At 67.0% G+C, this 18536-nt stretch carries 17 protein-coding genes and 1 riboswitch; of the genes, 13 read left to right on the forward strand and 4 right to left on the reverse strand.

Translation table 11 applies throughout. The features are described from left to right. Window positions 1-18: 18 nt before the first annotated feature. The 3 genes from HGK58_RS00360 to HGK58_RS00370 form a co-directional block, all read right to left on the reverse strand. Window positions 19-1539, reverse strand: a complete 1521-nt coding sequence (locus HGK58_RS00360; RefSeq protein WP_168625585.1) for an ABC transporter ATP-binding protein — start codon at window positions 1537-1539, stop codon at window positions 19-21. A gap of 144 nt (window positions 1540-1683) precedes the next feature. Continuing rightward, on the reverse strand, window positions 1684-2769 hold the full coding sequence (locus HGK58_RS00365; RefSeq protein ID WP_168625586.1) for a BMP family ABC transporter substrate-binding protein: 1086 nt from the start codon (window positions 2767-2769) through the stop codon (window positions 1684-1686). Between the two features lie 146 nt (window positions 2770-2915). After that, window positions 2916-4037 carry a mannose-1-phosphate guanylyltransferase gene (locus tag HGK58_RS00370; RefSeq protein ID WP_168625587.1) on the reverse strand — a complete coding sequence of 374 codons (1122 nt, stop codon included), beginning with the start codon at window positions 4035-4037 and terminating at the stop codon, window positions 2916-2918. A 201-nt stretch (window positions 4038-4238) separates the two neighbouring features. Here HGK58_RS00370 and sdhC point away from each other — a divergent pair, with 201 nt between their 5' ends. From sdhC to HGK58_RS00390, 4 genes are read left to right on the forward strand one after another with little or no spacing between them, the layout of a single operon-like run. Next, on the forward strand, window positions 4239-4613 hold the full coding sequence (sdhC, locus tag HGK58_RS00375) for a succinate dehydrogenase, cytochrome b556 subunit (RefSeq protein WP_255506484.1): 375 nt from the start codon (window positions 4239-4241) through the stop codon (window positions 4611-4613). 5 nt (window positions 4614-4618) lie between these two features. Next, complete coding sequence (sdhD, locus tag HGK58_RS00380) at window positions 4619-5062, forward strand: succinate dehydrogenase, hydrophobic membrane anchor protein (protein WP_168625589.1); 444 nt, start codon at window positions 4619-4621, stop codon at window positions 5060-5062. Further along, window positions 5063-6850, forward strand: coding sequence for a succinate dehydrogenase flavoprotein subunit (gene sdhA / locus HGK58_RS00385; protein ID WP_168625590.1), 1788 nt, complete (start codon window positions 5063-5065; stop codon window positions 6848-6850). Then, on the forward strand, window positions 6850-7626 hold the full coding sequence (locus tag HGK58_RS00390) for a succinate dehydrogenase iron-sulfur subunit (RefSeq protein WP_168625591.1): 777 nt from the start codon (window positions 6850-6852) through the stop codon (window positions 7624-7626). The genes sdhA and HGK58_RS00390 overlap by 1 nt, the downstream gene beginning before the upstream one ends. Window positions 7627-7730: 104 nt before the next feature. Here HGK58_RS00390 and HGK58_RS00395 read toward each other — a convergent pair whose 3' ends face one another. Further along, the gene (locus HGK58_RS00395; RefSeq protein ID WP_168625592.1) at window positions 7731-9227 is read right to left on the reverse strand and encodes a sigma-70 family RNA polymerase sigma factor; all 1497 of its coding nucleotides are present in this window, start codon (window positions 9225-9227) and stop codon (window positions 7731-7733) included. 117 nt (window positions 9228-9344) lie between these two features. Between HGK58_RS00395 and HGK58_RS00400 the strand changes: the two genes are divergently transcribed. The 9 genes from HGK58_RS00400 to HGK58_RS00440 all read left to right on the forward strand — a co-directional run bounded on the left by HGK58_RS00400 (window position 9345) and on the right by HGK58_RS00440 (window position 18425). Then, window positions 9345-10430 carry a YihY/virulence factor BrkB family protein gene (locus HGK58_RS00400; RefSeq protein WP_168625593.1) on the forward strand — a complete coding sequence of 362 codons (1086 nt, stop codon included), beginning with the start codon at window positions 9345-9347 and terminating at the stop codon, window positions 10428-10430. 10 nt (window positions 10431-10440) lie between these two features. Beyond that, window positions 10441-11274: an exodeoxyribonuclease III gene (locus HGK58_RS00405; RefSeq protein ID WP_168625594.1), complete on the forward strand. Its 834-nt coding sequence runs from the start codon at window positions 10441-10443 to the stop codon at window positions 11272-11274. A 162-nt stretch (window positions 11275-11436) separates the two neighbouring features. Continuing rightward, window positions 11437-12441 (forward strand): tryptophan--tRNA ligase, encoded by a 1005-nt coding sequence (trpS, locus tag HGK58_RS00410; protein WP_168625595.1) that lies wholly within the window; start codon window positions 11437-11439, stop codon window positions 12439-12441. Window positions 12442-12443: 2 nt separating this feature from the next. Further along, window positions 12444-12989, forward strand: a complete 546-nt coding sequence (locus HGK58_RS00415; protein WP_168625596.1) for a GNAT family N-acetyltransferase — start codon at window positions 12444-12446, stop codon at window positions 12987-12989. Between the two features lie 140 nt (window positions 12990-13129). Next, a riboswitch (FMN riboswitch) is annotated at window positions 13130-13282 on the forward strand. Between the two features lie 86 nt (window positions 13283-13368). Next, the gene (gene ribD, locus HGK58_RS00420; RefSeq protein ID WP_227411696.1) at window positions 13369-14463 is read left to right on the forward strand and encodes a bifunctional diaminohydroxyphosphoribosylaminopyrimidine deaminase/5-amino-6-(5-phosphoribosylamino)uracil reductase RibD; all 1095 of its coding nucleotides are present in this window, start codon (window positions 13369-13371) and stop codon (window positions 14461-14463) included. Beyond that, window positions 14464-15069, forward strand: coding sequence for a riboflavin synthase (locus HGK58_RS00425; protein WP_168625597.1), 606 nt, complete (start codon window positions 14464-14466; stop codon window positions 15067-15069). Beyond that, the gene (gene ribB, locus HGK58_RS00430) at window positions 15066-16337 is read left to right on the forward strand and encodes a 3,4-dihydroxy-2-butanone-4-phosphate synthase (RefSeq protein ID WP_168625598.1); all 1272 of its coding nucleotides are present in this window, start codon (window positions 15066-15068) and stop codon (window positions 16335-16337) included. The genes HGK58_RS00425 and ribB overlap by 4 nt, the downstream gene beginning before the upstream one ends. Then, the gene (gene ribH / locus HGK58_RS00435) at window positions 16334-16804 is read left to right on the forward strand and encodes a 6,7-dimethyl-8-ribityllumazine synthase (RefSeq protein ID WP_168625599.1); all 471 of its coding nucleotides are present in this window, start codon (window positions 16334-16336) and stop codon (window positions 16802-16804) included. The genes ribB and ribH overlap by 4 nt, the downstream gene beginning before the upstream one ends. 262 nt (window positions 16805-17066) lie before the next feature. Then, window positions 17067-18425, forward strand: a complete 1359-nt coding sequence (locus HGK58_RS00440) for an MFS transporter (RefSeq protein WP_168625600.1) — start codon at window positions 17067-17069, stop codon at window positions 18423-18425. Window positions 18426-18536: the final 111 nt, after the last annotated feature.

Raw genomic sequence — 18536 nt, forward strand, 5'->3', positions numbered from 1 at the left:
CGGTCGACTTCTCGCCGCTCACGCTGCCACTCCCGTTCCCGCGGGTGCCTCGCCGGCCATCATGAGCCCGAGAACATCCCTCGGCGTGTCCGCTGGGACGATGCCCACGATCCCTCCTCGGTACATGACGATGATGCGGTCGGCGAGTCCGACCACTTCGTCGAGTTCGGTGGAGACGACGAGCACCGGCACTCCGGCATCCCGCGTCTCGACGATCCTGGTGTGCACGAACTCGACAGATCCGACGTCGAGTCCGCGCGTTGGCTGCGCCGCGACGAGCAGGCGCAGCTCGCGGCTCATCTCGCGGGCGAGCACGACCTTCTGCTGGTTTCCTCCGGACAGGTTGCCGGCGTTGGTGCCGATGCCCTGCGCGCGGATGTCGAATTCCCCGACCTTCTGCTCGGCGAATTCGGCGAGCGCCTCAAGCTGCAGGCTGCCCCTCTTCACGAACGGCTCGCCGCCCGCGCGGTCGAGCATGAGGTTCTCGGCGATGGTGAAGCCCGAGACGAGCCCATCCTCGCCGCGGTCCTCGGGAATGTACCCGACGCCAGCGTCGAGGATCTCGCGCACCGAATTGTGCCGGAGCGATCGACCGTCGAGGCGGATGTCGCCGGTCACGTGGTGCTGCAGACCCATGATGGCCTCGACGAGTTCGGTCTGGCCGTTGCCCTGCACTCCGGCGACGACGACGATCTCGCCTGCCTTGATGTCGAAGCTGATGTGGTTGACCACGAGCTGGCCGATCGGGTCGATTACCGACAGGTCGTCGACGATGAAAGCTGACTCGCCTGGCTGTGCCGGCCCCTTGTCGACCGTGAGCTCGACGGCACGGCCGACCATGAGAGAGGCGAGCTCGGCGTTGGTTGCGGTCGGGCTCGCCTCACCGACGACCTTGCCGAGACGGATGACGGTGATGCGGTCGGCGACTTCGCGCACCTCGCGCAGTTTGTGGGTGATGAAGACGATGGAGGTACCGGCCTCCTTGAGCTGGCGCATGATGCCCATGAGCTCGTCGGTCTCCTGAGGAGTCAGCACCGCGGTCGGCTCGTCGAATACGAGCACCTTCGCGTCGCGGGACAGGGCCTTGATGATCTCGACGCGCTGCTGGACGCCGACGGGGAGGTCACCGACGAGCGCGTCCGGGTCGACATCGAAACCGAAGCGGTCGGAGATCTCCTTGACCTTGGCGCGCGCCGCGTTGAAGTCGAGCCGCCCGGCGACGCCTGCGGGCTCGTGGCCGAGCATGACGTTCTCCGCGACGGTGAAGACGGGGATGAGCATGAAGTGCTGGTGGACCATGCCGATGCCGGCGGCCATCGCATCACCGGGGCCGGCGAAGTGCTGCACCTCGTCGTCGAGGAGAATCTCGCCCTCGTCGGCGTGGTAGAGGCCGTACAAGACGTTCATGAGCGTCGACTTGCCTGCACCGTTCTCGCCGAGGAGGCAGTGGATCTCGCCTTCCTTGACGGTCAGGTCGATGTGGTCGTTCGCTACCAGAGTGCCGAATCGCTTGGTGATGCCGCGAAGTTCGAGCTTCATTGCCGGATGTTCCTTTTTTGTAAGTGCGGGGGATCGCGCCGCGACGCCATTGACGCGGATCGGAATGCGATCGGGCAAGATTACAACGGAATCGGGGAGACCAGCGGTGCTGGCCTCCCCGAGCCGTTTGTCGCTATTTGCTACTTAGCTGGGCGACGAAGGCGACGTGACCTTGATCTCGCCGCTGATGATGCCTTCCTTGATGTCATCCAGCTCGCCCTGCAAGGCCGCGTCAACCTTCGACTCGAACTCGTGGAACGGAGCAATCCCGACACCACCGTTCTCGAGGGTTCCGACGAACGGGGAGTTGTCGAAGTTGCCCTCGGAGGTGCTGACCACGACGTCCTTCACACCGACCGCCATGCCCTTCATGATCGAGGTCAGGAGCAGGTCCTGGATCGACGGGTCGGTCTCGAACACGTCGGCGTCGACGCCGATGAGGGCGATCTCGGTGCCGGCGTCACGGATGGCCTCTGCTGCGCTCTGGTAGATCGGGCCACCGACCGGCAGGAGCACGTCTGCGCCCTGGTCGATCAGGTTCTGCGCGGTGCTCTTGGCGGTGTCGTTGGCGTCGAAGCCACCGGTGAACGCGCCATCCTGAGCGGCAACATCCCAGCCGAGAGCCTTGACGGATGCGCCCTTCGCCTCGTTGTAGTACTCGACGCCCTGCACGAAGCCGTCCATGAAGATGGTCACCGGCGGGATCGGGATGCCACCGAAGGTACCGACAATGCCGGACTTCGAGTAGCTGGCTGCCGCGTAGCCGGCGAGGAACGCCGCCTGAGCGGTGTCGAACACGATCGGCTTGACGTTGGGCAGGTCGATCGACGAGTCGTCGATGATCGCGAAGTTGACGTCGGGGTTCGCCTCGGCAGCGGTCTTGGTGGCGTCGGCGAGAAGGAAGCCGACGGTCACGATGATGCCGCAGCCCTCGTCGACCAGGTTGGTGATGTTCTGCGGGTAGTCGGTCTCCGCCTGCGACTCGACCGCGTTGGTCTCGCCGCCGATCGCGTCGGCGCCTTCGTCGAGGCCCTGCTTGCCGAGCTGGTTGAACGACTTGTCGTCGAACCCGCCGGTGTCAGAAACCATGCAGGAGAGGAAGTCGGAGTTCGCGTTGTTGGTGGGTGCTGTGGTGTCTTCAGGTGCTGATGCGCAGCCGGCGAGCAGCAGGGCGCTGCTGGCGACGACCGCAAGTCCGCTGAGAGCGGTCCTACGAGAGCTGGTTCTCAAGGTGTCCTCCAAGGTGCTGCCCCGGCGTCCGTTGCCGCGGCCATTGGAGTACAGAGTACCCAATATGACGGTTCCCCCTGTTAGGCATTCGGGGCGATGAAACGCAAAGGTTACCAACCTGCAATAGCCCCTGGCGGGGGCGCTGGTCAGAGGATGTCGCTGCGGCCCGACAACTTGAGCGCGTCGACCACCGACTTGACCCGCTGCGCGTTCGCGCTCGTGGTCACCAGGAGCGCATCCGGGGTGTCGACGACGACGATGTCCTTGACCCCGACAAGCGAGATCAGCCGGCCCGTTTGGCTCACCACCACGCCGCTCGACGCGTCGGCCAGCACGCGGGCTCCCTCGCCGAGGATGGCGAGATCGGATGCGCGTCCGCGCGCGTGCAGCTTGCCGATCGCGGCGAAGTCGCCGACGTCGTTCCAATCGAAGTCGCCGGGTACGACGGCCATCCGACCCTCGGCCGCCGTCGGCTCCGCGACCGTGTAGTCGATGGCGATCTTGGGCAGTCTCGGCCAGACTGCGTCGACGACGGCGCCGCGACGCGGGGTATCCCACGCCTCGGCGAGCTCCTCGAGGCCGGCGAGCAGGTCCGGTTGCGACTTGCCCAGCTGCTCGAGCAGAAGGTCGGCGCGGGAGATGAACATGCCCGCGTTCCACAGGTAATTGCCGTCGGCGACGTACTTCTTGGCGACCGATAGCTCGGGCTTCTCCTTGAAGGTGTCAGCCTTCGTCGCGCTCGGAGCGCCGTCGATCCCGAGGGTGCCGTCGCAGCGGATGTAGCCGAAGCCGATCGCCGGCTCGGTCGGGGTGATGCCGATCGTCGCGATATAGCCGGCATCCGCCGCGGCGACCGCCTCTCCGACCGCGCGACGGAAGCCACGGACATCCGTGATCACGTGGTCGGCGGCGAACGAGCCGATGATCACCTCAGGCTCGCGGCGCCGCAGGATCGCAGCGGCAAGCCCGATCGCTGCCGATGATTCCTTCGGCTCGCTCTCGAGGACCACGTTGTGGTCTTCGAGTTCTGGCAGCTGCTCCTCGACGGCGGCGCGATGCGCTCGACCGGTCACCACCATGATCCGGTGCGCCCCGGACAGCGGGGTCAGCCGGTCCCAGGTCGCGCGCAGCAGCGTGCTCCCGGAACCGGTGAGGTCGTGCAGGAACTTCGGCGCATCCGCGCGCGACAGCGGCCACAGGCGGGAGCCGATTCCGCCAGCCGGGATGACACTGTAGAAGCGGTCCAGGGGGTCTCTCTGTTGCGCCATGCCCCCAACTGTAGACCGCCGGGTCCACCCGACGGCCGCGCAAGGACGTGGAACGGCACCGCGAAAACGCGGAATAGGATGGATGACGTCCGCGCCTCAGGCCGGGCTGCCCCGGCACGGGGCTCGAGATCCGCAGGAGGGTTGGTCGTGCCAGAGAAAACAGCGGGAAACAGGGCATCAACGCTCGAACCGCAAACCAAGCTGAAAGCGCCGGCCGGCACCCTGTACCGGGGTCGTGAGGGTATGTGGTCGTGGGTGGTGCACCGGATCACCGGCGTCGCCATCTTCTTCTTCCTCCTCGTGCACATCCTGGACACCGCGCTGGTCAGGGTGAGCCCGGAGGCCTACAACGCGGTCATCGGCACCTACAAAAACCCGATCATGGGGATCGGCGAGGTCGCCCTGGTCGCCGCGATCGGCCTGCACGCGCTCAACGGCCTGCGCATCATCCTGATCGACTTCTGGTCGTGGGGAACCAAGCACCAGCGCGTGCTGTTCTGGGCCGTCGTCATCCTCTGGCTGATCCTGATGATCGGCTTCACCCCCCGCCACCTCATGAACGTGTTTGGGGAGTGACCGCGATGGCAACCACAATCGACAGTCCCCGCGCCCCACGCATCCGCCGCCGCGGCATAAACTGGGAGAAGTGGGGCTGGATCTACATGCGGGTCAGCGGCGTCGTTCTCGTCGTGCTGATCTTCGGCCACCTCTTCGTCAACCTGATGATCGGAGACGGCGTCAAGGCGCTCGACTTCGCCTTCGTCGGCGGCAAGCTCTCCGACCCGTTCTGGCAGTGGTGGGACACGCTGCTGCTGTGGCTCGCCCTGATCCACGGCTCGAACGGCATGCGCACCATCATCAACGACTACACGCACAACCGGATGGTGAACCTCACCCTGAAGGGCGCACTCGGTCTCTCGACCGTGGTGTTGCTCGTTCTCGGCACGCTGGTCATCTTCACCTTCGACCCGTGCCCCGTCGGCGCACCGACCGACCTTCTTCCTAGCATCTGTGGAGACTTGTAAATGGCTGAATACGCTGACGGTTCGATCGTCGACGGAGTCCACTACCACCAGTTCGAGGTAGTGATCGTGGGCGCCGGCGGCGCCGGAATGCGCGCGGCGATCGAGGTCGGCCCGAAGGCAAAGACCGCAGTCATCTCCAAGCTCTACCCGACTCGCTCGCACACCGGCGCAGCGCAGGGCGGCATGGCCGCGGCGCTCGCCAACGTCGAGGAGGACAGCTGGGAATGGCACACCTTCGACACCGTCAAGGGTGGCGACTACCTGGTTGACCAGGACTCGGCCGAGATCCTCGCCAAGGAAGCCATCGACGCGGTGCTCGACCTGGAGAACATGGGTCTCCCGTTCAACCGCACGCCAGACGGCAAGATCGACCAGCGCCGCTTCGGCGGGCACACCCGCGACCACGGCAAGAGCCCTGTCCGTCGCGCGTGCTACGCCGCCGACCGCACCGGCCACATGATCCTGCAGACGCTGTACCAGAACTGCGTCAAGCACGGCATCAACTTCTTCAACGAGTTCTACGTGCTCGACCTCGTGATGAACGAGGGCAAGCCCGCCGGCGTCGTCGCGTACGAACTGGCCACCGGCGAGCTGCACGTGTTCCAGTCGAAGGCCGTGATCTTCGCGACCGGCGGCTTCGGCAAGATCTACAAGACCACCTCGAATGCGCACACCCTCACCGGTGACGGCGTCGGCATCATCTGGCGCAAGGGCCTGCCGCTGGAGGACATGGAGTTCTTCCAGTTCCACCCGACCGGACTGGCCGGGCTGGGCATCCTGCTCACCGAGGGCGCCCGCGGCGAGGGCGCGATCCTGCGCAACGCCGACGGCGAGCGGTTCATGGAGCGCTACGCGCCCACCATCAAGGACCTCGCGCCGCGCGATATCGTCGCGCGCTGCATGGTGCAGGAGGTGGCGGAGGGCCGCGGCGCAGGTCCGAACAAGGACTACGTCTACCTCGACTGCACCCACCTCGGGGCTGAGGTGCTCGAGACCAAGCTGCCGGACATCACGGAGTTCGCGCGCACCTACCTCGGTGTCGACCCGGTCACCGAGCCGGTTCCGGTCATGCCCACCGCGCACTACGCGATGGGTGGCATCCCGACCAACAACAACGCCGAGGTGCTCTCCGACAACGACACCGTCGTGCCCGGACTGTACGCCGCTGGCGAGTGCGCGTGCGTGTCGGTGCACGGCTCCAACCGCCTCGGCACCAACTCGCTGCTGGACATCAACGTGTTCGGCAAGCGCGCGGGCAACAACGCGGCGGAGTTCGTGAAGACCGTCGACTTCGTGCCGCTGCCGGAGGACCCGGCCGCGACGGTTCGGGATGCGATCACCCGGATGCGCGACTCGACCGGCACCGAGCGGGTGGCAGCCATCCGCAAGGAATTGCAGGACGAGATGGATCGGAACGCCCAGGTGTTCCGCACCGACGAGTCACTCGCATCCGTCACCCAGACGATCCACAACCTGCGCGAGCGGTACCGCAACGTGTCAGTGCAGGACAAGGGCAAGCGGTTCAACACCGACCTGCTCGAGGCGATCGAGCTGGGCTTCCTGCTCGACCTGGCCGAGGTGGTCGTGTTCTCCGCGCGCAACCGCAAGGAGAGCCGCGGTGGCCACATGCGCGACGACTATCCTGACCGCGACGACGAGAACTACCTGAAGCACACGATGGCGTACCTGACGGGTGACCCGCACTCCGCCAAAGCAGAGGACCACATTCGACTGGACTGGAAACCGGTGCGCATCACCAATTACCAGCCAATGGAAAGGAAATACTGATGGCTACGGTAGTCGAGAAGGCCCCGGCAACAGCAGGGGTTGTGGCAACGGCTTCGCCGCTGCAGTCCTTCACGGTGACCCTGATCATCCGGCGTTTCGACCCTGAGGTCGACGAGGAACCGCGCTGGCAGGACTTCGACGTCGAGATGTTCCCGACAGACCGGATCCTGGACGCGCTGCACAAGATCAAGTGGGAGCAGGACGGTTCGCTGTCGTTCCGGCGCAGCTGTGCGCACGGCATCTGCGGCTCGGATGCGATGCGCATCAACGGCCGCAACCGCCTGGCCTGCAAGACGCTGATCAAGGATCTCGACATCTCGCAGCCGATCTACGTCGAGGCGATCAAGGGCCTTCCGCTGGAGAAGGACCTCATCGTCGACATGGAGCCGTTCTTCGAGAGCTACCGTGAGGTGCAGCCGTTCCTCATCGCGAGCTCGAAGCCGAAGGATGGCAAGGAGCGCCTGCAGTCGGTTGAGCAGCGCGCGATCTTCGACGACACCACCAAGTGCATCCTGTGTGCCGCGTGCACCTCGAGCTGCCCGGTGTTCTGGACCGACGGGCAGTACTTCGGCCCGGCCGCGATCGTCAACGCGCACCGCTTCATCTTCGACTCGCGCGATGACGCGGCCGACGTGCGCCTGGACATCCTGAACGACAAGGAAGGTGTGTGGCGCTGCCGCACCACCTTCAACTGCACCGAGGCCTGCCCGCGTGGCATCCAGGTGACGCAGGCGATCGCGGAGGTCAAGCAGGCGATCCTGCGGGGCAAGCCCTAACGTCACGAGTTGCCCACTTCGGCCCCATTTCCAGCGAAATCAGGGGCCGAAGTGGGCAACTCGCGGTTAAGGGGTGCCTCTCGGCGCGCCTGAGCCGGCGGGCGTCAGCCGGCGAGGGTCACGTTCGCCGGCAGGTTCGGCACACTGAGCGGTCGCATCAGGTCCGCAACGAGCGGGTCGCCCGTTCTCGTGAGCTTGTTGGGCACTCCGCTTCCGTCGGAGCCGGCGATCGGGCTGCTCTCATCGATGGCCTGCACCAGTTCGAGTGACCCCACACCGCTCGGCACCGCAGTCGCGACAAGCGAGAAACTGCCGTCAGCTGCGATGGAGGTCGTCGCGTAGATCTGGCCGGCTGCCTGCAGCGACACTCTGGCACCCGGGGTGCCGGTGCCCGCCAGCGAGATGTCGGCGCCGACCACTCCGCCTGGCGCACTGTGCGCTGGCGGCGGCGCGTCGGATCCGGTCAAGGTGTCGATCACTCCCCCGACCAACCGTTCCAGGTCCGGAACGGCGCTCGGGTCGACCGCCGGGACGTCCGACTGGGCCGGCGCCTGGTCGCGCACGATCTCCGGCACCTCGACCAGCTCGGTGTTGGGCGCCTCCGCGCTGACCGGGGGCGGTGGCTCCTCCGCGGGCGGCTCTGCCGTGACACCAGCTGCAACACCGGCGAACATCGCCACTCCGCCGGCAATCGGCGCCATCACCGTCGTGACGAACGACGACGCAGCGCTCGGGGCGGCCGCGGCGGCGGATGCTGCGGCATCCGGAATGAACAGCTCGGCGGCCGAATCCGGGATGTGCGCCGACCGGCCCGCGCCGAACGCGGCGAGCATGCTCCCGCCGACCACACCCCCGAGCGTGAGCGGAAGCAGCACCACGGCGAGGCGTGCGCTGATGTCCTCGACTTCCTCCGCCACGATCCCGCAGCGCGCGCAGGACGCGATGTGGTCGTCGAAGCGTTTGCGGTCGCGTGCACCGAGCCCGTCCCGCGACCGGTCGCCGATGCGGGCCGAAACCCACCGGCACTCCCGGGTGACGCCCGCGTGGCTGACGTGCGCTTGCAGCCACGCGCGGCGCAGCCCCTCGCGGGCGCGGTAGGCGAGAGCTGCGACACTGTTCGCGTTCATACCCAGGTAGGGCGCGACCTGGTGCGGGTCGAGACCTTCGACCTCGGTGTACCAGAGCACCGCCTGCCAGCGCGCCGGCAGCGCGCCGAACGCCCGCGCGGTCAGCGACCTGTCGAGCTCCAGCGACGGGTCATCGGGCAGAATCGGTTCGGCCACCGCGTCAAGGTCGGGAACCTGAACCGCCCGGTCTGCGCTTCCCCAGCGGGCGGCGAGATTCCGGATGACGGTGTACAGGTAGGGGCGGAATGCGCCGGTCGGGCCACCGCCGGCGCGGACCTGCTCGTAGATGCGCAGGTACGCCTCGGAGACCAGATCGTCGGCATCGAGGCTGGTGGTGAATTCACCGGCGACCCGGCGTGCGGCGGTGGCGTGGCGACGCCAGAGTTCAGCGAACGCGCGCGAATTGCCGCTGCGGGAGCGTAGGACGAGAGCCTCGTCCGACGCCTCCCCCTCTTTTCTTCCCCTGATCCCCACGTAAGGCCTCCGGCAATTCACGGGTAAGCGAGTCGTCGGACTGACCTCAATCGTCCGCTGGATCGGCCCGGGAGTCCATACCCCCAATTCGACCCCCCGATGGGGGAGACTGGTGCCGTGGCGAGCGGGCTGGGTGAGCGGGCGAAGCGGGCCGTCGAATGGGCGAAGCAACTGCGCCCGGTACGGGTGTTCGTTCACTTCATCGAGTTCCGCGGGCCGCTGATGGCCGCGGGCCTGGCCTTCCACGGCATCTTCGCGACGTTCGCGGCGATCTGGGTGGCGTTCGCGAGCGCCGGGCTGTTCATCGAAGCCAATCCGGAGCTCAGGGACGCCCTGTTCGACATCATCGATGCGTCGGTGCCTGGACTGCTTGAGTGGAACGGGCCGGGTGCGGTGGACACGCAAGTGCTGCTCGAGGCGCAGATTCTGGGCTGGACCGGCCTGATCGCCGCCGTCGGTCTCCTCATCACGGCACTGAACTGGCTTGCCGCTGCGCGTGACGCGGTGCGCGCCCTGTTCGACCTGCCCAACCAGGAACTCAACTTCTTCCTCCTCAAGCTCAAAGACGCCGGCCTCGCCGTCGCATTCGGCATCGCGCTCGTGATCTCGTCCGGGCTCTCGGTGTTCAGCACCGCGGCCCTGGACACCATGCTCGGCTGGCTCGGCATCCCCACGGACTCGCCAGTCGCATCCGTCGCCGTGCGCGTTATCGGTCTCCTGCTCATGCTCAGTCTCGACACGGTCGTGCTCGCCGCGCTTTTCCGGGTGATGTCGGGGCTTGTCATCCCAGCAAGGCGGCTGTTCGCTGGGGCGCTGATCGGCGCGGTCGGACTCGGCGTGCTCAAGGTGCTCGGAACGGTGCTGCTCGGCGGGGCGACCCGCAACCCGCTGCTCGCATCCTTCGCTGCGATCATCGGTCTGCTGATCTGGTTCAACCTGGTGTGCTCGGTCATTCTGCTCGCGGCGTCCTGGATCTCGGTCGGGATGACCGATGTCGGGCTCATCGCCGACCCGCACGTCGCGGCCGAGCGCAAGGAGGCGGCTCGACGCGAACGGGAGCTCATTGCGCGGCAGCTCGAGGCGGAGCATCGTCGACGTCATGGTCGGCTGTGGCGGCTGTTCCATCCCGGGCGGCGCGACGAGCCGGATGCGAGGGACGGCCTCGCTGCGGCGGCGGACGAGCGCGTCGGGGGCGATCGGTAGGCTGGAATGCATGCCTCAACCCCTCCGCATTGCCAGTGTCAACGTCAACGGGGTTCGAGCGGCTTTCCGCAAGGGCATGGGCGACTGGCTCGAAAATCGTGGGGTCGACATCCTCGCGCTGCAGGAGGTTCGCGCCTCCAGCGATGACCTTGAGAACCTGCTCGGCAGCGAATGGGACATCCTGCACGACCCGGCCACCGCGAAGGGCCGCGCGGGTGTCGCGCTGGCCAGCCGGCACAGGGCGAGCATCCACCGGGTCGACCTGGGGCATCCGGATTTCGACACCGCGGGCCGCTGGCTCGAGGCCGACTACGAGGTCGACGGCAGCGTCATCACGGTCGTCAGCACCTACGTGCACTCCGGCGAGGTCGGCACCCCGAAGCAGGACGACAAGTACAAGTTTCTCGACGCGATGACCGCGCGGATGCCGGAGCTGGCCAGGCATTCCGAGCACGCGGTCGTGCTGGGTGACCTGAACGTCGGGCACCGCACACTGGACATCCGGAACTGGAAGGCGAACCAGAAGAACGCCGGGTTCCTTCCGGAAGAGCGCGCCTACTTCGACCGCATTCTCGGCGCTGAGGACCACCCGCGGTACAACGCGGGCGCCGGACTCGGCTGGGTCGACGTCGGCCGCAAGTGGGCGGGCGAGGTCGAAGGCCCGTACTCCTGGTGGAGCTGGCGCGGCAAGGCGTTCGACAACGACTCCGGCTGGCGCATCGACTACCAGCTGGCGACACTGCCGCTCGCGGAGAAGACCGTCGGCTACTCGATCGACCGCGCCGCCGCGTGGGACGAGCGATGGTCGGACCACGCTCCCGTCGTGGCCGACTACGCCATCTGAGCCACATCGCAGCACGGCACCGCTGAGTGAAGCCACGCGCGCACAGCCTCGAGGGGTCAGAAACAGCCCCTCCCGCCGCCCACGAAGGCCCCTTGCGACCCCTCGGGCTATCGGCCGCGGCCCTGCACGAAACAACTTCCCAACACCTGAAAGACTGAACCCATGACCAAGACCCGCCTGTTCTCGGGCATGCAGCCCTCCGCCAACAGCCTCCACATCGGCAACTACATCGGCGCGCTGGAGCAATGGAAGCGGATGCAGGCCGAGTACGACGCGATCTTCTCGATCGTCGACCTGCACGCGATCACCGTCGCGCAGGACCCGGCCGAGTTGCGGGCGAACACCCGCCGCACCGCGGCCCAGTACATCGCCGCCGGCATCGACCCGGCCGAATCGACGCTGTTCGTGCAGTCACACGTGGCCGCGCATCCGGAACTCGCCTGGGTGCTGAACACCATCACCGGTTTCGGCGAGGCGAGCCGGATGACCCAGTTCAAGGACAAGTCGACCCGGTTCGGAGCCGAGTCGACGACGGTCGGCCTGTTCGCCTACCCGGTACTGATGGCGGCCGACATCCTGCTCTACGACGCCGCGGTGGTGCCGGTCGGTGACGACCAGCGTCAGCACGTCGAGCTCACGCGCGATGTCGCAGGGCGGTTCAACTCGCGCTTCGGCGACACCTTCGTGGTGCCGGAGGCGCAGATCATGAAGGAGACCGCGCGCATCTACGACCTGCAGGATCCTGCAGCCAAGATGAGCAAGTCCGCCTCGAGCGAGGCCGGCGTGGTGTGGATGCTGGATGAGCCGTCGGTGACCGCGAAGAAGATCAAATCGGCGGTGACGGATGCCGAGCGCGACATCCGCTTCGACCGCGAGTTGAAGCCGGGCATCGCGAATCTGCTGACCATCTACTCGGCGATCGACGGCCGGTCGATCGGTGAGCTCGAGCAGGACTACGCGGGCCGCGGCTACGGCGACCTGAAGAAGGAGCTCGCCGAAGTCGTCGTCGAGGCGTTCACGCCGATCCGGCAGCGCACGCTCGAGCTGCTGGACGACCCGGCAGAACTCGACCGGGTGCTCGCGGGCAACGCCGACCGGGCCGCCGAGATCGCGAACGCGACCCTCGCGCGGGTGTACGACCGCATCGGGCTGCTGCCGAGGGCCTGAGCGTGGAGCCGTTCGACCTGACCGCAGGGCCGCTCGTGCTGGACCAGCCGACGCGCGCCGACGTGCCGCTGATCACCGAGTACTGCCAGGATCCGCTCTTCGAGGCGTTCATGACGCTGCCGTGGCCGTACGAGCCGAAGCACGCCGAGTTCTTCGTGGACGAGTTCGTGCCGCGCGGCTGGTCGAGCGACACCGAAGTGACGTGGGCGCTCCGGCGTGATGGGGAGTTCCTCGGCGTCGTGGGCCTTCGCAAGAACACGATGATCGGCTTCTGGCTTGGCGCCCCGCACCGCGGTTCCGGCTACACGCCGCTCGCGGTGAACGCGGTCGTCGACTGGGCGTTCGAGTCGGGCTGGGTGCCCGAGGTGCGCTGGGAGGCGATCGTCGGCAACACGGCGTCGCTCGCGGTCGCGCGGAAGGCCGGCTTCACGTACACGGGCGTCGAGTCGGCCATGGTGACCGGTCGCGACGGCTCGCATCCGGATTCCTGGCAGGCCGTACTCCGGCCCACCGACTCCCGCTCGCCGAAAACCGGCTGGCCCGCTTAACCGTGTCAAGGAGATTCGGCGCCCGATCACCCCGGTTGACTGAAATTCGGCTCTCAAACCGCAGGTTTCCTTGAAACGGGTTAGTCGCCTTCGGGGGGAGCGGGAATAGTTTCGCACTGGGTGCGTTTGTATACTCGAAGCACGTGCTCCGGGGTCGGTGAAAGTCCGAACCGGCGGTTACAGTCCGCGACCCGCGACTTGGCGCAAACCAAGAAGCGGTTGAGCTGGTGAAATTCCAGCACCGACGGTAATGGGATGGCGACATTCCTCAGTCCGGATGGGAGGTGCACGCGCGAACGCCCAAAAGCGGTCGCGTTGTCGGCATTCGCCGACCATTCCCGGGGCTCGTCTCTTGACTTACAGGGACTAGAGGGACCGGATGATCGACCACACGACCGAGCGAGCTATGCGGCACGCATTGACTCTCGCCGCGCGCGGTCCGCGCCCCGGCGTGAACCCCCAGGTCGGCTGCGTCATCATCTCCCCCACCGGCGACATTCTGGCCGAGGGCTGGCACCGCGGCGCCGGTACCCCGCACGCCGAGGCGGACGCCCTCGCGAAACTGTCCCCCGGGCAGGCCCGCGGTGCGACCGCCATCGTCACTCTCGAACCGTGCAACCACACCGGCCTGACCGGGCCGTGCACCGAGGCACTCGCCAACGCCGGCGTCGCCCGCGTCATCTACTCGGTTTCCGACCCGAACCCGGTTGCGAGCGGCGGCAGCGACCGGCTCCGCGCAGCCGGCGTCGAGGTCGAGGGCGGACTGCTCGTAGATGAGGTCGGCGAGTTCATGCACCGCTGGCTCACCGCGGTGCGCACCGGCCGGCCGTTCGTCACACTCAAGTGGGCGGCGAGCCTGGACGGACGCACCGCCGCCGCCGACGGCACCAGCCAGTGGATCACCGGCGCAGCCGCCCGCCAGCGCGTGCACGAGCAACGCGCCGCCCACGACGCGATCGTCGTCGGCATCGGCACCGTGCTCGCCGACAACCCATCGCTCACCGCACGCGGCGATGCGGGCGAGTTCCTGGCCGAGCAGCCGATCCCGGTTGTGGTCGGCGAGCGAATGATCCCGGAAGACGCGCGCGTGCTGCAGCACCCGCGCGACGTGCTGCACTTCCCCGGCCATGACCTCGAGGTGATGCTGCGCGAACTGTTCACCGCAGGCATCCGCTCGGCGTACGTCGAGGGCGGGCCGACACTCGCCAGCGCATTCGTGGCAGCCGGGCTGGTCGACGAGTACGCGGTATTCATCGCGCCGGTGCTGATCGGCGGCCCGCGGGTCGCAATCGGCGACATCGGCGCCTCCACCCTCGGCGAGGCCCGGCGGCTGCAGTTGAGGGAGATCGAGCAGCTGGGCGAGGACATGCTGATGGTGGCGCGGCCGGGTCTCGACAGGCTCGACCACCGAGGGGGTCTCGACCACCAGGAACGACTCGAGCAGCAAGACGAAGCCAACAAGGAAGGCAACTGAGTGTTCACCGGAATTATCGAAGAGCAGGGCGAGATCCTCGCGTGGGAGCCCTCGGGCGACGCCGCCCGCATCACGGTGCGCGCACCGCTGGCGGTGTCGGATGCCGGTCACGGCGACTCGATCTCGGTCTCCGGGGTGTGCCTGACCGTGATCGACCAGGGCGCCGACTGGTTCACCGCCGACGTCATGGCGGAGACCATCCGGATGAGCACCCTCAAGCAGCCCCAACCAGGCGACCGCGTCAACATCGAGCGCGCAGCCGCGCTCGGCGACCGACTCGGCGGGCACATCGTGCAGGGCCACATCGACGGCACCGCCGAACTGCTCACCATCACCGACGGCAGCGCCTGGCGCGTCCTGCGCTTCAGCCTCGATTCGGAACTCGCACCGCTGGTCGCCCGTAAGGGCTCCATCGCCCTCGACGGCATCTCACTCACCGTGAGCGACGTCGGCGACGACTGGTTCGAAGTCTCCCTGATCCCCGAAACCCTCACCGCCACCTCGCTCGGCACCAAGAAGCCCGGCGAGAAGGTCAATCTGGAAACGGACATCGTCGCGCGTCAGGTGCAGCGGATGCTCCAGTTCACCGAAAGGACTCAGCCATGAGCCTCGCCGACATCCCCAGCGCCCTCCGGGAGCTCCGCGCCGGAAAGCCGATCATCGTGATCGATGACGAGGGCCGCGAAAACGAGGGTGACCTCATCATCTCGGCCGAGCTCGCCAGCCAGGAGTGGATGGCCTTCATAGTCCGCCACACCTCCGGCTTCGTGTGCGCGCCGATGACAAACGAGATCGCCGACCGCCTCGACCTCCCGATCATGGTGCCCACCAACGAGGACCCGCGCAGCACCAACTACACGATCACGGTGGACGCCTCCGACCGCAACACCACCGGCATCGCCGCCTCCGATCGTGCACACACCCTCCGGGTTCTCGCCGACCCGGCCTCCACACCGGGCAACCTGCGCCGCCCCGGCCACGTCATCCCGTTGCGCGCGGTTGACGGCGGCGTGCGCGAACGCGACGGCCACACCGAGGCATCCGTCGACCTGATGAAGCTCGCCGGGCTGCACCCTGTGGCCGCGATCGCCGAGATCGTGCAGGACGATGGCGAGATGATGCGCCTGCCCGCTCTGCTGCAGTTCGGCGAGCGCGAGGGGCTCGTGGTCGTCACCATCGCCGAGCTGATCGAGTACCTCAACGCCCACGGCGAGGGCATCGTCGACGAAGCCACCAGTATCCCGGAGTCCGGACGCGTCATCTTCGAGGTGGAGACCAACGTGCCCACCATCCACGGCATGTTCCGGATGCGCGCCTACCGTGACCGGGTCACCGGCGCCGACCATGTCGCCATCATCGCCGGCGAGCTGGGCGCGAACCCGTTCGTCCGGGTGCACTCGGAGTGCCTGACCGGTGAGGCATTCGGCTCCATGAAGTGCGAGTGTGGGCCGCAACTCGACACAGCGCTCGAGCACATCCAGCGCGAGGGCGGCATTGTCATCTACCTCCGCGGCCACGAGGGACGCGGCATTGGGCTGGTCAACAAGCTCAAGGCCTACAAGCTGCAAGAGCAGGGCCTCGACACTCTCGACGCCAACCTGCACCTCGGCCTGCCTGCCGACTCGCGCGACTACGGCGCTGCCGTCGCGATGCTGGACCACATAGGCGTCGAGTCGGTGCGCCTGCTCACCAACAACCCGGAGAAGGCGCGTCAACTGCGCGACCGGGGCATGAACGTCTCTGAGAGCGTTCCGCTGGTCGTCGGCATCGGCGAGCACAACGAGGCCTACTTGGGCACCAAGCGGGATCGCATGGGACACCTCCTTCCCGAGGACGTCTCTGCCCTTATCGAACTGGAAGGACACCCGTCATGAGTGGAGCAGGCACCCCCGACATTGAGGTCGACGGCACCGGCCTGAAGGTGACCATCGTCGCCGGGCATTGGCACGAAGAGATCACGAACGGGCTGCTTGCCGGTGCGCACCGGGTGCTCGATGCATCCGGGGCAGAGGTCACCGAAATCCGCGTCCCTGGCAGCTTCGAGCTGCCGGTCGTCTGCAAGGCGGCGCTGGAGAGCGGCGCGGATGCGGTGGTCGCGTTGGGCGTGATCATCCGCGGCGGCACACCGCACTTCGAGTACGTGTCCGCGGCGGCGACGGATGGGCTCACTCGCGTCGCGCTCGACACCGGCAAGCCGGTCGGGTTCGGCGTGCTCACCCTCGATGACGAGCAGCAGGGCATCGACCGTGCTGGCCTGCCCGGCTCACAGGAGGACAAGGGCGCCGAGGCTGCGTCAGCGGCGCTCGCCACGGCGGTCGCCCTGCGCGAGGTGCGCGCCTAGCCATCCCCTCAGGATGCGAGCTGCCCACTTCGGCCCCTCCTGGCGCCTGGTTCAGGGGCGAAAGTGGGCAACTCGGGCATCGGGTGGTGAACTCATGCCCGCTGTGGGGGCCGAGACGGGGCTCCCATTTCGAGCGGGTACACTAACCCGGTTGGCCGCCACAAGCGGGCCTTAACCCGAGCGCCGTTGCCCGAGTCCTCTTATTCGCGCAACTGCGACGGGCTTGGGTGGGCCATTTCCTCGCTCCCCGGAGATCCCTCTTTTGTCATCCACGACCGTCACACAAGCATCCGCACCAGCCAACTCCCGATCGCGCGTCATCCTCGCGAGCCTCATCGGCACCACGATCGAGTTCTACGACTTCTACGTCTACGCGACTGCCGCAGTTCTCGTCTTCCCGCACCTCTTCTTCCCGGCCGGTGACGCCACCACCGCGCTGCTCTCCAGCTTCGCCGTCTTCGGCGCCGCGATGGTCGCCCGGCCCCTCGGCGCGATCTTCTTCGGACACCTCGGCGACAAGGTGGGCCGCAAGACCACGCTGGTCGCCGCACTGCTCACCATGGGCATCGCGACGTTCCTGATCGGCCTGCTGCCGACCTACGCGATCGCCGGATGGTTCGCTCCGCTGCTGCTCGTGCTGCTGCGCCTCGCGCAGGGCTTCGCCCTCGGCGGCGAGTGGAGCGGTGCCGCACTCGTCGCGACCGAGAACGCCCCTGAGGGGAAGCGCGCCTGGTACGGCACCTTCCCGCAGCTCGGCGCCCCGCTCGGCTTCATCATCGCCAACGGACTGTTCCTGATCATCGCCGCGCTGCTGCCGTCAGCTGACCCGTCGATGCCGTCGACGGCGTTCCTCGAGTGGGGTTGGCGCATCCCCTTCCTGTTCTCCGCTGTGATGGTCATCGTCGGCCTGTGGGTGCGGCTGCGGCTGGTCGAGTCGACCGCGTTCACCAAGACGGTCGAGTCCGGCAAGGTTGTCAAGCTGCCGCTGGCCGAGGTGTTCCGCAAGAACTGGAGGGAACTGGTCCTCGGCACGTTCTTCATGCTCGCCACCTACGTGCTGTTCTATCTGATGACCACGTTCTCGCTGAGCTACGGGCGTGCGCCGATCGAGCCTGCGGACGCGACCCAGCTTCCAGGGCTCGGCTACAGCTACACGACCTTCGTGCTGATGATGATCGTCGGCGTGGTCTTCTTCGGTATCTTCACCCTGGTCTCCGGACCGCTGGCCGACCGGTATGGCCGCCGCAAGACGCTCATCTGGGTGACGCTCGGCATCATCGCGTTCGGCCTGGTGTGGGTGCCGCTGCTCGGTGCCGGCTTCGCCGGTGTCATGGCCTGGCTGATCATCGGGTTCACGCTCATGGGCATGACCTTCGGGCCGATGGGTGCGCTGCTGCCCGAGCTGTTCCCAACCAACGTGCGCTACACCGGATCAGGCATCTCGTACAACGTGAGCTCCATCCTTGGGGCAGCAGTCGCGCCGTTCATCGCGGTCTGGCTGTGGGGCGTCGCCGACGGAAGCCCGGTGCTGGTCGGGGTCTACCTCGCGGCATCCGGCGTCCTCACGCTCGTCTCGCTGCTGATCAGCAAGGAGACCCGCGACATCGACATCGACCGATAATGTTGGAGCCATGAAGTTCAACGGCCCCCGCATCCTTCTCGCCCTCTGCACTCTCGCGGCACTCGCGCTGTTCGTACTGTGGGCGCTGAACGTGTTCCCGCTGGACAACCC

The sequence above is a fragment of the Cryobacterium sp. BB307 genome, assembly GCF_012274275.1.
In the GTDB taxonomy this organism is placed as follows: domain Bacteria; phylum Actinomycetota; class Actinomycetes; order Actinomycetales; family Microbacteriaceae; genus Terrimesophilobacter.

What these genes read in the sequence shown, in the direction of transcription:
- HGK58_RS00360 (WP_168625585.1), bottom strand. Translation starts at nt 1,539, where the DNA reads ATGAAGCTCGAACTTCGCGGCATCACCAAGCGATTCGGCACTCTGGTA.
- HGK58_RS00370 (WP_168625587.1), bottom strand. Translation starts at nt 4,037, where the DNA reads ATGGCGCAACAGAGAGACCCCCTGGACCGCTTCTACAGTGTCATCCCG.
- HGK58_RS00390 (WP_168625591.1), top strand. Translation starts at nt 6,850, where the DNA reads ATGGCTACGGTAGTCGAGAAGGCCCCGGCAACAGCAGGGGTTGTGGCA.
- ribD (WP_227411696.1), top strand. Translation starts at nt 13,369, where the DNA reads ATGATCGACCACACGACCGAGCGAGCTATGCGGCACGCATTGACTCTC.
- sdhD (WP_168625589.1), top strand. Translation starts at nt 4,619, where the DNA reads ATGGCAACCACAATCGACAGTCCCCGCGCCCCACGCATCCGCCGCCGC.
- trpS (WP_168625595.1), top strand. Translation starts at nt 11,437, where the DNA reads ATGACCAAGACCCGCCTGTTCTCGGGCATGCAGCCCTCCGCCAACAGC.
- HGK58_RS00405 (WP_168625594.1), top strand. Translation starts at nt 10,441, where the DNA reads ATGCCTCAACCCCTCCGCATTGCCAGTGTCAACGTCAACGGGGTTCGA.
- sdhA (WP_168625590.1), top strand. Translation starts at nt 5,063, where the DNA reads ATGGCTGAATACGCTGACGGTTCGATCGTCGACGGAGTCCACTACCAC.
- ribH (WP_168625599.1), top strand. Translation starts at nt 16,334, where the DNA reads ATGAGTGGAGCAGGCACCCCCGACATTGAGGTCGACGGCACCGGCCTG.
- ribB (WP_168625598.1), top strand. Translation starts at nt 15,066, where the DNA reads ATGAGCCTCGCCGACATCCCCAGCGCCCTCCGGGAGCTCCGCGCCGGA.